Here is a 13219-nt window from a genome sequence, read left to right as displayed (position 1 = left end):
TCTTTTTTTCATAATTTTAAGTTTTAAATGAGTTATATTTATGTTTGATTTATTAGTAGTCTGTTTCAATAAAATCTCCATTTAATTTATACCTGAATGTAAATGTTGTACCTCCTTTTTCAGGGTTTAACATAACTACATATTCGGTTTTAGTCACATCTCCATTCTTTGGAAACTTGATATACGCCATGTTTAAAACAGGATTTTCTATACCTTTTTCAGCAGTTAATTTTGTACTCGATTTTTCAACCAATTCACCTAGTTTAGAAAGATTGATATCATCGTTTAGTTGAAACATAAAGTCTGCAGCTTTGTTTCCCTGAGGTACTTCTAAAGAAATTTCTGAGTTTTGCTTCCAGTTATCTTGTATATGATTCCATTGCCCCATTTTTAAAGATTCAGGAGCTGAAGTAACTGTTACTCCAATAATATTTCCTATAGATTTATTATGAGTAATCGTAACATCTGTGTAATATGCATTATTACCAAATTCGCTTTTAACCTTTTTTTCTATAGCGGCAAATCCTTCTTTGTTAGCCGCTTGCTTACTTGTCGAATTTCCGCAAGAAACCAACGAAATAAATACTGCTATGATTGCTATGAATTTTAACACTTTCATTTTCGTGTTTTTATAATTACACGACTAAAAGTATATAGCTAAAGTGAAGTAGGAAATAGAGAATCTATTTCTGGGGTTTTTGAATAAATAAGTGCAGTACTTTACAAAATATCCGTAAAACAGGAAGTTAATTATTTGTCCAGTTTAAAAAAATATTTAAAAAATGTTCTTTTTTCCGAGAAGAAACAGGTATTTTCTTACCACATTTTAAATGAATAACTCCGGTTTTATCATATTTATCTATGAATTTTAAGTTAACCATGTAAGATTGATGCGGGCGCGTAAAATTAGCCTTAGAAAGACGCTCTTCAAATTCTTTTAAAGTTTTTGAAACCATATATTTTTTATTGTCACTACAATAAAATGTAGTGTACCCCTTGTCTGATTCACAAAATAGCAATTCGTTTAAATCAATTACTTGAAAACTGTCATGCAAGGATAAAATTAATTTTGAATCCTCATTGTTCCAAGCCTGTTTTGCAATTTGTACTTGCTTTTTATGTTGACTTATGGGTAATTGCGTAACTTTTTGTATGGCTACTTTTAATTCATCGATATCGACGGGTTTAAGTAAATAATCGACGGCACCAAATTTTAAAGCGCGTAATGCATGTTCTTCATAAGCGGTAATGAAAACAACCTTAAAGGTAAGATGTTCAGTTTGTGCTAAAAAATCAAATCCAGTACCATCGGTTAGGTTGATATCTAAAAAAACCAACTCGGGCCTGCAAGCATTAGCAACTACTGTGGCATCTTTTACCGATTCACATTCTCCCAATACTGTTATTTCTGTATCAAGTAATTCTAATAGGTTGCACAATGCTTTACGAATATATTCTTTGTCTTCAACTATTAATGTTTTCACTACTTTGAATTATTATATATGGAATTATCAATGTAACAATAGTTCCACGTTCATTATATTTCTTTCTATCTTCAATAACTACGGATCCTTTCTTTTTAAAGTCTTTCGACAGTAGTTGTAAGCGTTCTGCCGTAATCGTGGTTGATAGTGATTTTTTATCTTGATTTTTATCCTCCATCAAATAGTCGATACCTACACCGTTGTCTGTTATCATACAGATTAATTCTTGATTTGAATAGGTCAGCTCAATGTTAATAATTCTATCGCCTGTTACATTTATAAAGGCGTGTTCTACAGCGTTTTCAACAAAGGGTTGAATAAGCATTGGTGGAATTTTAAACAGTGAAGTATCAATTGTGTCTTCTACGGAAATAGTATAGGTATACAACTGGTTTTCTAGATTTTGAAGTGCTAAATAATTTTCAATTGCTATCAATTCTTCAGAGAAAAGTACAGTTCGGTCTCTCGAGTTTTCTAAAATAGTACGCAATAATTTGGAAAACTTAGATACATAAGAAACCGATTTTTTCTGCTCTTTGTTTAAAATCATGCCTTGTAAAACCGAAAGGGAATTGAATATAAAATGCGGTGTCATTTGCGAGCGTAGTAATTTTTGTTCAATAATTACATTTTGTGTTTTTGATTTTTCGTTTCTCAGTTTTAAAGATAAAATGACAATTCCTAAAACCAAGGTTGTTATTAAAAAAGCAACGATACCAAACAATAAATTACGTTGTGACTTTTTTAAGTTTTGAGAAGTATCAAGTACTGTTTTTGTTAGTTTTAATTCTCGAATACTAGCAGAATCTAAGGCTTGTTTGTATTTGTAATCGTATTCTATTTGAGTAATTTTTTCAATATTTTCTTTATTAAACAAACTATCGTTTAACTTTTTAAACTCTTGATGACTTTCTAAGGCTTTTTTGTATTGCCCCATATGTTGATAAACTTCAGAAAGTATATCTGAAGCTGTTTTTTGAGATTCTAATAAGTCTAATTCTTTAGCAAGTTGTTGCCCCTCTAAAGCATTCGAAAGCGCTTTTTTATACTGCTTATCTTGTAAAAAGGTTTCCGAAATTCCTAAAAGACTAAAAGATAAAATACGTTTGTTATTTATTTGTTTACTTATGTCTCTGGCTTTGCTATAATTTTTACGAGCAATTAATGACTTATTTTCTTGTAAATATATATTTCCAATGTTAATAAAGTCAGTGGCAACTTTCCTAAAATTACCAATCTCTTGACTTGTCTTTAGTGATCTGTTAAAATATTCAAGAGCTTTTGTGTAATCTTTTTTATACATATATATACTTCCGATGTTACTATAATTAAGATTTATAAGAACCTTGTATTCGGTGTTTTCTAAGAGCTTTAATGATTTTTTATGATATTCTAATGCTTTATCATACCTTCTAATCGAAGTATAGGTGTCTGCTAAATTGAAAAGGCTATTTGCTATACCTAATTTGTTTTCCCTTTTTTCTTCATAGGTCAAGCTCTCAGTATAGCTTTTAATAGCTAATGGATAATTACCTTGCCTTGAGTATACAACACCTAAGTTAATAGAAACATAAGAAATGTGATCTTCATCATTAATAGCTTTACATAAAATTAAAGCCTCTTTGTAATTAGCAATGGCACCCTTATAACTTCCAAGTTCAGAATATACATTTGCCGTATTTATTAAACAGGTAACTATTTCTTTTTTGTTTCCTAAATCTTTATAAATTTCTGTAGCTTTTTTGAAATTCTCTATGGCATCATCGTACTGTGATAAATCACTATTTGTAATACCAAAAGCTACATAAACATCTGCAATTCTCTTTGTATCTTGAATGGCTTTAAAATACGTTAGTGATTTTTTAAAAAAGGTTAAACTTTTTGTATAATTAGCTTTCATGTTTTCTAGCCTTCCCTTGGCAAAAAATACTCGGGCTTTTCCTTTAGTATAATTTAAAGAATCGCTTAATTTTTCAGCTTTTTCAAGATAGAATGTAGTGCTATCTAAATCTTTTCGAAAATTAGCATAGGCTAAATCATACAATATATTAAATCGTGTAGTATCCTTAATTCTATGATGATCTAACTTTATTTTCAAACTATCTATTTTTTTATCTTGTGCCTTTATTCCTGCAATTAAAAGGAAAAAGCTTAGTAAAAAAAGAATATAGTTTTTTTTGAAATTCATAAGAAACGGGTATTATAACTTTAGTATCTGTAAAATTTTTGTTGCTAAAACTACTGAATATTATTCAGTAAATCTTCTTTTATATTTTATAGAGGTTCGTCGTATACAAATATCGCAGATTCGAGTAAGGGTAAGGGTTTTATTGAAATAGTTAAGCGTTAAAATCTACATACATTATAAAATGAAGGCAGCATATTGGTTATTAGTACGCTAATATATTACTTGATTGAACATAAAAATTATACATAAGAGGTTGATCTTTTATACTACAGAATAATTCAACATCAGTTGAATCTTTTGATATAATTGCGGAAATTGTTGCTGTAGGTCTTCGGGGGTTTCAAAAAAATGCTCCATGATTACAGCAACAAATTCTAATTTATTTGTCAGTGCATAGTCTCTAAAATAACCTGACGCTCTAATTGTTTCCGTATTTGTGCTATTATCCATAAAACTGGTTATTTCTTCAAATAATCGATGATAAATTCGGGCACTTACATCTTTCGATTTTCTTCCATGAAAAGTTAACGCATGCGAAAATTCGTGAATGCCTAAGTTTACATTATCGTTTAGTACAATATCTCCTAATAAAAAATCTTCCCAAGAAAACACAATTGTTTTCAAACCAGGGTTAAACTCTCCTTTATGATACAATTTGGTAATGGGCGAGTAAAAACTGGTTGGGTAAATAATAATCTTATCGAATGTACTGGTTAGGTATTTTCGCATTCCGAAAGTTAATTTGATATACGATGCAGCAATTAAAACTTTCATCTCTGGAGTTATTTCAAAATTACCTCTTTCGATAAAATCGTATTTTCTTATAAACTTTGCCAATCGGTGTTCGAAATATACTTTTTGCTTTTTTGTTAGCTTTTGATAAAAAGCTACGCTTTCTGCTAAAAACACTTTCTTGTTTTTAGGCAATTTCTTCTTTATTGGGTAAAAATGAACAAAAACTGGTTTGTTAAAAAAATATACATAGAACGATTCTATGATATTTATTCCTACACCTACAAAGCTCAAAAAAACGGCAGTATATTTTATTAAAAATAGAGGTCTCATATCAACTTTATAACTCCAACATAGCTTATGTAACATAAGTTACATTAATTTAAAAGGCAACTTTGTACTTTGGTCAAAGTAGTTAAGCAACCTTTCCCCAATAATTTCCCTTAAAGATAAAAACAGTAGATTTATTCTACTGTTTTCTTTTTGTGACCCAGAGAGGACTCGAACCCCCAACCCTCAGAGCCGAAATCTGATGTTCTATCCAATTGAACTACTGAGTCGTTATATTTCTCTTACGCTAATTTCGCTTTTACAATCGCAGAAATAGTTTTTCCGTCTGCTTGCCCTGCTAATTTTTTAGACACGATTCCCATTACTTTCCCCATGTCTTTCATTCCTTCTGCTCCAACAGCATCGATTGTTTCTTCAACAATTTTACCTATTTCTTCATCGCTTAGCGCTTCTGGTAAAAACTGCTCTAAAACAGCTGCTTCTTGTAATTCTGGTTCTGCTAAATCTTCTCGCCCTTGTTGCTTAAATATCGCCGCACTATCTTTTCGTTGCTTGACTTGTTTTTGAATAATTTTTAGCTCTTCTGCTTCAGATAAATCTCCTGCTCCTGCTTCGGTATTTGCCAGCATAAAAGCAGATTTTAAAGCTCTTAAAGCTGTTAAAGCTACCGTATCTTTCGCTTTCATAGCTTCTTTCATTTTATCCATTACCTGTTGTTGCAAACCCATTATGTATGTTTTTAAGTAGTAAAAAAATCCCGATTTTGCCTCGGGATTTTAAAAATACGTGTTATTCTTTGATTAATCTACATTATCGTGTAAAAATGAATTATTAGAGCGCAATAAATCATTATTATCGGTATTCAATGCCGTATCTGACTTGCTAATATCTGAACCAGCATCAATGTCAACTCCTAATCTTTTGTACGCAGGTTGGCGCTCAATTTCATCAATGTTTTTACTTACCTGATCGTTGAACTTATAGTTAAATCCTTTCATTTTTTCACGTCGTTCCTTTGCTCTTTTTTGCAATTCAGAAATTGTTAAACTTAACGGAGAAACTTCTTCACTTGACGTTTCTATGTTATTAATTTCTTCTTGGGTTTTCGACCTTACTTCAAATTTTAATTCTTCTTCTACCTCATCTTTAGTTGATGGCGTAGAACTTTTACCTATTGTTGGCTTTGCATTAAAGTCTTCTAATACATATCGTTTTTCAACTTTATGATACGTTACTTCTTCTGCCTTTACTTCGATATTTTTTATCTCATTAGTTGTTTCAACTAAATGAGAAGCTGGTTTTATTTCTTCGAAAGAGTTTAAAGGCAAATCAAACAACAAATCTTGTTGTATAGGTTGTGCTTCTATTTTTCTTTCTTCAACCTTAGGTTTGGCTATATTGGTGATGATAAAATCGTCTTCTGAGATTGCTTCTATCTCAATTTCATCATATACTACCTCTATATTTTTAATTGCTTCTGTGGTAGGAATGATATGCGATATTGGTTCAGGACTTTCTTCTTCTAAAACATGAACCACTTTAGTGGGCGATGTACTTCTAATAGGTTCATCTATTGCTCGATCAGTTTGTACTTTTTGATCACCAAAATTATAAGTTGCTTTTTGTTCGTCTTCTAACGTATGTACTATTTTTTTTACTTCTGTATTGGTAATATTTCCTTGCTGGTCAGCTGCAAAACCTGTAGCTACAACGGTTACAGCAATTCCGTCTTCTAACGACTCGTCTTCTCCAATACCCATAATGATGTTGGCATCGTAGCCTGCTTCATCTTGAATATAGTCGTTAATTTCACCTATTTCGTCTAAGGTAACTTCATTCACTCCAGAAACGATTAATAGCAATACATTTTTAGCTCCTGTAATTTTGTTATCGTTTAACAATGGTGAATCTAAGGCTTTTACAATGGCATTTTTAGCTCGATTTGCTCCCGATTCTTTTGCCGATCCCATGATGGCTGTGCCACTGTTTGACAATACAGTTTTTGCATCGTGTAAGTCGATATTTTGCTTGTAGTGGTGTGTAATTACCTCTGCAATTCCTTTGGCAGCTGTAGCTAATACTTCGTCTGCTTTAGAGAAGCCTGCTTTAAATCCTAAATTACCATACACTTCGCGCAGTTTGTTATTGTTGATAACAATTAGCGAATCTACATGGTCACGTAGCTCATCTATTCCTTTTTGAGCTTGTTTTGAGCGCATTCTTCCTTCAAACTGAAATGGCATGGTAACGATACCCACCGTTAAGATGTCCATATCTTTCGCAATCTTAGCTATAATAGGAGCTGCACCTGTACCAGTACCTCCTCCCATACCTGCGGTAATAAATACCATTTTGGTATGTGTACTCAACATTTGTTGAATTTCCTGCATACTCTCGGCAGCAGCCTGTGCTCCTATTTCTGGATTTGCCCCTGCTCCCAACCCAGAGGTTAAGTGTGCCCCTAATTGCACTTTGTTAGGTATCGGACTGTTTTCTAATGCTTGTGCATCTGTATTACAAATTACGAAATCTACTCCGTGAATTTGTTTGCTATACATGTGGTTTACTGCATTGCTACCTCCCCCACCAACACCAATTACTTTAATGGCATTCGATTGTGTTTTTGGCATGTCGAATGAAATGTTATCAAATTCTGCGCCCATAATAACTTTTCTTTTTTATTAATTCTTATTCAATTTACACTCCTCATAGGGGATTCATTAGGAGTTTTCTTATTTATATTTAATTACTCTGCGTTATCTAAAAATTCTTTGAATCGCTCGGTAAACTTATCAAAAAACGATTTAGATTTTTTCGTTTTGGGTTTCTTTTCTTCTTGCACTTCTTCTATAATTTCTTTTTCTTCTTCAATGGTTTGTTCTAACAAAACCTCTGGTGCTTCTTTAGTTACTGCTTTCTCTTCTACGTGTTTTTCTAACCCTTCCATTAACAATCCTACAGCAGTGGCAAATGCAGGACTTGACAATGCTTCTTCTGAATCTCCTGCTAGGTGCTCGTTTGGATAGCCTATACGAACGTCCATACCAGTAATGTATTCTACCAGTTGTCGTAGGTGTTTTAACTGGGCTCCTCCTCCTGTTAGTACAATTCCTGCAATGAGTTTTCCTTTTTGAGTCTCGTGTCCGTAATTCTTAATTTCTAAATACACGTGTTCAATAATTTCCTGAACTCTAGCGTGAATTATTTTTGATAAATTTTTAAGGGTAATTTCTTTGGGTTCTCTTCCTCTTAGTCCTGGAATGGAAACAATTTCTGTTTCTTTATTTTCTCCTGGCCATGCCGAACCGAACTTAATTTTTAATAGTTCTGCTTGCTTTTCAATAATTGAACAGCCTTCTTTAATATCTTCGGTAATTACATTGCCGCCAAAAGGAATTACGGCTGTGTGGCGAATAATTCCGTCTTTAAATATTGCTAAATCTGTAGTCCCTCCTCCTATATCAATTAATGCGACACCAGCTTCTTTTTCTTCTTGACTTAATACTGATGCTGCTGATGCTAGCGGTTCAAGCGTAATATCTGATAGGTTTAATCCGGCACTTTTAATACACCTTCCTACATTTCTAATAGAAGAAACTTGTCCTACCACCACATGAAAATTTGCTTCCAATCTTCCTCCATACATTCCGATAGGTTCTTTGATATCGGGTTGACTATCTACTTTAAACTCTTGTGGTAATACATGTATAATTTCTTCGCCAGGTAACATTACGAGTTTGTGCACTTGGCTTACTAAGTTTTCGATATCATTGGCTTCTATTACCTCTTCTGATTTTTCTCGTGTTATATAATCGCTATGGTGTAAGCTACGTATATGCTGACCTGCTATGCCAACAACTACATTTTCTATTTTGTATCCTGAAATGCTTTCTGCTTCATCAACTGCTTGTTGAATCGATTGTATTGTTTGCGTAATGTTATTAACTACCCCACGTTTTACACCTAAACTTTTTGCTTTACCAATACCTAAAACCTCAAGTTTACCGTATTCGTTTTTACGACCAATCATGGCAACAATCTTGGTTGTACCAATATCTAAACCAACTGCAATTTTATTGTTCTCCATCTTGATTTTGTTTTGTGCACACAACTTGGTTGTGGTATTTTACATTTATCGCTTTATAGTTTTTTATGGTTTTGTCTTTAAATGCTTTGTTATAAAATGCTGTTAGCTTTTTAAACTTTTCTGAAGCATTTGTTGCCTCCCCAAAAATTATTTTATAATCGCCACTACGAACTGTAAATGTATATTCGTTTTGGGCGTCTCTTTGAATAGCAATGATTTCTTTTGCAAAAAAACTATTGCTATTAACAATGTTCATTAACGTTATTAATTCGTTGATTTCTTCGGGCCCCCCAACTCCTAAAACTAACGGTACTCTTGCTGAAAAATTTGTTGATAACGGAATTTTTACTCCATACTTATCAACATAAAAAGATTTGTCTTTATCAACAATACGAGCTATCGGTTTTCTTTGCTTTATAAAGGTTTTTAACACCCCATCTACAGTTAAAAACACCGCTGTTTTTTCAACATACGGATTCGCCGAAACATTAGCTTCTAGAAAGTGTAAATCTACCAATCTTTTTGGTTGATTTTTAACAAATTCATTATTTTGTATTAACAATTTATCAACCATACTGTGCGTCAAAAAGTTATTGTCTCCAGCTGCAAACTCTATTGCCGTTTTTTTAACCTTCTTCGCACCATTTCTAAGGGTTGTAAAACCATATAAAAAGCCCAAAAACAGCAGCAGCAGGAAAAAAGACAGGTATGTTGCTAATTTTTTCATTTTATTTTTTGTGCTTTTTTTCTAATTTATTTTTTACTTCATCAACTAATAAACCAATATCTCCCGCACCCAACATTACTACAACTTTTGACGCTGATTTTATGATTTCGTCACTCAATTTTTCTTTCGTTACTAACTTTTTAGCATCCGTAGTAATTTTTTCTAATAACCAACTCGAGGTAATTCCTTTGATTGGCACTTCCCTTGCTGGATAAATATCTAATAACAGTACTTCGTTAAACAACGATAATGCTTGAGCAAAATCATCTGCAAAATCTCTAGTTCTGCTAAACAAGTGTGGTTGAAATACCACCAACACGTGCTCTTTTGGATACATTTCTCGAATAGATTGCGCTACGGCTTTTATTTCGGCGGGATGATGTGCATAGTCGTCAATTAACACCATGTCTTCCGTTTTTATTTTATACGAAAATCTACGTTGTACTCCTTTAAAACTTCCTAACTGTGTTTTGATGTTTTCTAACGATACTCCATACACATCTGCCATAGCTAATGCTGCCAAAGCATTCATCATATTATGCTTTCCTGGTAAATGAAAGGCTATATTTTTAATTTCTGATGTTGGTGTTTGCACATCAAAAACATAGTTTCCTGTTGCTATTCTTACGTTGTGCGCTTTATAGTCTGCTTCTTCATTTACAGCATACGTTATTCCTTTTAATGGCAATCCTTTTGCTACAATTAAGGTATCAGAAACTTTACTTGCAAACTCTCTAAATGATTGCTGTAAGAATTCATTTTCCCCATAAATATCTAAATGGTCTGCATCCATAGAGGTTACACAGGCAATATTGGGTGCTAATTTTAAGAACGAGCGGTCAAACTCATCGGCTTCTACAACAGAAACTTTGGCTTCTCCTAAAATTAAATTAGAATTGTAATTTTCTGCAATTCCCCCTAAAAAAGAGGTGGCTTTTTCGGGTTGCATGATGTGCCCTAAAATAGCAGAAGTGGTTGTTTTTCCATGTGTTCCTGCTACTGCTAAACAAAAGGTATGTTTAGTGATTTCTCCTAATATTTCTGCTCTTTTTAATACCGTGTATCCGTTATTTATAAAATAGTTTAATTCTAGATGATTTTTTGGAATTGCTGGAGTATACACCACCAGTGTTTTTTGAGTTGATAAAAATGTAATTGGAATATTGTTTACTGCATCTTCAAAATGGATTTCGATTCCTATTTCTTCTAAACTTTTAGTGATAGGTGTTGGTGTTTTATCATACCCTGCAACTACTTTTCCATTTACAGAGAAATAGCGGGCTATGGCACTCATTCCTATTCCGCCAATACCTATAAAATAAACGTTATGTATCGTTTTTAAATTCACTAACTAATTAATTTTTCTATTTCGTTAACGATATGACTGGTTGCATTTGGCAACGCCAATTCGTTAATATTTTCACTTAAACTTTCTTGTTTTCCTTTATCTTTTAATAAGGTTTCTAGCACTACATGAAAGGTTTCTAGCTCATTTTCTCTTATTAAAATTGCTCCGTGCTTATCGGCAATAGATTTTGCATTTTTTGTTTGATGGTCTTCTGCCACATTGGGCGACGGAATAAAAATAGTTGGTTTGCCAACAATGCATAATTCTGATACGGAACTTGCGCCTGCTCTCGACACAATAAAATCTGCCGCAGCATAGGCTAAATCCATTCTGTTTAAAAACTGATGTACTTGAACATTCTCTTGCTCGTCGTACTTTTTATATTCTTCAAAATACAACTTACCACATTGCCATATTAGTTGCACATCTAGTTTTTTAAAGAACTCTAAATTTGCTTCAACTAACTGATTTATTTTACGGGCACCAAGACTTCCTCCTAAGATTAGAATTGTTTTTTTTGATGTATCTAATTCAAAAAAGTCTTTTCCTTCTTCTACTTTTGTATGTATAAATAGTAGGTCTTGGCGAACTGGATTTCCTGTTTTTACGATTTTATCTACTGGAAAAAATCGTTCTAAATTATCGTATGCTACACATATTTTACCTGCTTTTTTTCCTAATACTTTATTGGTTATGCCTGGATAGGAATTCTGTTCTTGAATTAAGGTTGGAATACCTCTTTGATTTGCTACCATTAAGGTTGGTCCGCTAGCAAAACCTCCTGTACCTACTGCTACATCTGGTTTAAATTTTCGTATAATTTGATATGCTTTCCACAAACTACTGAGTAGTTTAAAAGGGAACATCAAATTTTTTAAAGTTAGTTTTCTTTGTATTCCTGAAATCCACAATCCCTCAATGTCATATCCTGCTTGCGGAACTTTTTCCATTTCCATTTTGTCTTTTGCGCCAACAAACAAAATTTTTGCCTCTGGGTAACGTACTTTTATTTCGTTGGCAATGGCTATGGCAGGATAAATATGACCTCCTGTACCTCCTCCGCTTATAATGACATTTATTGATTGTTTCATACAGTTATTTTTATGTTATCATTCAGGTTGTATGTAACACACATCTTAGTTTCAACCCATAAATCGTTATTTTTAATCCAGTGCTTCATGTAAAATATCTAAAGGGTTATCATCTAAAATTGTTTCTTCTGTTTCGTTTTTAGAAGCGCTTACGCTTAAAATCATTCCTAATGCGAAACAGGTCATCCATATAGAGGTGCCTCCACTACTAATAAGCGGAAGTGTTTGTCCGGTTACTGGTAATATATTCACGGCTACTGCCATGTTAATCATTGCTTGAAAAACGATGGGAATTCCTACACCAACGACTAATAGTGTTGCAAATATGGTATTGGCTTTTTTAGCGGTTATTAGTATTCTGAAAAGCAATAAAAAATAGATAAAAATGACCACTATTGCTCCTGCAAATCCATATTCTTCTACAATAATTGCGTAAATAAAGTCGGATGAAGATTGGGGTAAAAAGTTTTTTTGTACACTTTTTCCTGGTCCTTTTCCTATGACTCCTCCTGTTGCTATGGCTATTTTAGCTTTTTCTACCTGATAATTTTCTTCTCCGTCTGGTTGAAAAAAACTTTCAATTCTACTTTTCCATGTATTTACACGGTTTGGCATCGCATCTGGAAATGCTTTGGCTACTAAGATGAAAAATAAGAAAGCAAAAAGTCCTATTCCTAAAATATAACCTATGTATTTTAATGGATATCCTCCGATAAACGACACCAGCAAAATCATAAAGAATACCATTGCTGTAGTTGAGAAGTTTGCTGGTAATATTAAGATTAGCACCAAACCTACAGGAAGCCATAATTGCAGTAAACTTTCTTTGAAAGATATTACTTTTTCTTTATTTTTAGCTAAGTACCGTGCGACATATACCATTAACACCAAACCTGCTAAGGTAGAGGTTTGAAATCCGATACCTACAAACGGAATGCGAATCCATCTACTCGCATTAGCACCTCCAATAGTAGTTCCTTGTGCTAGCGTAAAAATGAGCAATAACACAACAATGGGCAACATTAAAACGGAACCTCCACTAAAATATCTGTAGGGTATTTTATGTACTCCGTAAATCACAGCAAATCCTGTAATTAATAAGACAATATGTTTTACCAAGTGCCCTAAGGTAGAGCCGTTACCAACTACATATACTAAATTGGTGCTTGCGCTATATATTGGCATGAATGAAAATATTGCCAATACTGCAACGATTGCCCAAATAGCTCGGTCTCCTTTAATATGTTGAAAGATGCTTTTCATCAATATTT

Annotated in this window: 11 protein-coding genes and 1 tRNA gene; all 12 read right to left on the bottom strand. The window is 33.1% G+C overall.

The window, feature by feature from the left end:
- Positions 1-52 precede the first annotated feature (52 nt).
- Positions 53-619, bottom strand: a complete 567-nt coding sequence (locus P8625_RS14025; protein ID WP_279651064.1) for a hypothetical protein — start codon at positions 617-619, stop codon at positions 53-55.
- 127 nt (positions 620-746) lie between these two features.
- Positions 747-1484, bottom strand: coding sequence for a LytR/AlgR family response regulator transcription factor (locus P8625_RS14020; protein ID WP_279651063.1), 738 nt, complete (start codon positions 1482-1484; stop codon positions 747-749).
- Entirely contained in the window at positions 1465-3672 is a 2208-nt protein-coding gene (locus tag P8625_RS14015) for a tetratricopeptide repeat protein (RefSeq protein WP_279651062.1), read from the bottom strand. The genes P8625_RS14020 and P8625_RS14015 overlap by 20 nt, the downstream gene beginning before the upstream one ends.
- Before the next feature lie 261 nt (positions 3673-3933).
- Positions 3934-4773 (bottom strand): zinc-dependent peptidase, encoded by an 840-nt coding sequence (locus P8625_RS14010; protein WP_279651061.1) that lies wholly within the window; start codon positions 4771-4773, stop codon positions 3934-3936.
- A gap of 117 nt (positions 4774-4890) precedes the next feature.
- Positions 4891-4964: transfer RNA gene (locus P8625_RS14005), tRNA-Arg, on the bottom strand.
- 12 nt (positions 4965-4976) lie between these two features.
- On the bottom strand, positions 4977-5423 hold the full coding sequence (locus tag P8625_RS14000; RefSeq protein ID WP_279651060.1) for a GatB/YqeY domain-containing protein: 447 nt from the start codon (positions 5421-5423) through the stop codon (positions 4977-4979).
- A gap of 72 nt (positions 5424-5495) precedes the next feature.
- A complete protein-coding gene (gene ftsZ / locus P8625_RS13995) occupies positions 5496-7358 on the bottom strand; it encodes a cell division protein FtsZ (RefSeq protein ID WP_279651059.1) in 1863 nt (620 codons plus the stop codon).
- A gap of 83 nt (positions 7359-7441) precedes the next feature.
- Positions 7442-8782 (bottom strand): cell division protein FtsA, encoded by a 1341-nt coding sequence (ftsA, locus tag P8625_RS13990; RefSeq protein WP_279651058.1) that lies wholly within the window; start codon positions 8780-8782, stop codon positions 7442-7444.
- On the bottom strand, positions 8769-9509 hold the full coding sequence (locus P8625_RS13985; protein ID WP_279651057.1) for a cell division protein FtsQ/DivIB: 741 nt from the start codon (positions 9507-9509) through the stop codon (positions 8769-8771). Before P8625_RS13985 ends, ftsA begins: the two co-directional genes overlap by 14 nt.
- 1 nt (position 9510) lies before the next feature.
- Positions 9511-10857, bottom strand: a complete 1347-nt coding sequence (gene murC / locus P8625_RS13980; protein WP_279651056.1) for a UDP-N-acetylmuramate--L-alanine ligase — start codon at positions 10855-10857, stop codon at positions 9511-9513.
- Positions 10857-11948, bottom strand: a complete 1092-nt coding sequence (gene murG, locus P8625_RS13975; RefSeq protein ID WP_279651055.1) for an undecaprenyldiphospho-muramoylpentapeptide beta-N-acetylglucosaminyltransferase — start codon at positions 11946-11948, stop codon at positions 10857-10859. Before murG ends, murC begins: the two co-directional genes overlap by 1 nt.
- A 72-nt stretch (positions 11949-12020) precedes the next feature.
- A complete protein-coding gene (locus P8625_RS13970; RefSeq protein ID WP_279651054.1) occupies positions 12021-13211 on the bottom strand; it encodes an FtsW/RodA/SpoVE family cell cycle protein in 1191 nt (396 codons plus the stop codon).
- Positions 13212-13219 lie beyond the last annotated feature (8 nt).

The sequence above is a fragment of the Tenacibaculum tangerinum genome, assembly GCF_029853675.1.
Taxonomy (GTDB): Bacteria; Bacteroidota; Bacteroidia; order Flavobacteriales; family Flavobacteriaceae; genus Polaribacter; species Polaribacter tangerinum_A.
This window is presented reverse-complemented; position numbering and strand designations above follow the sequence as displayed.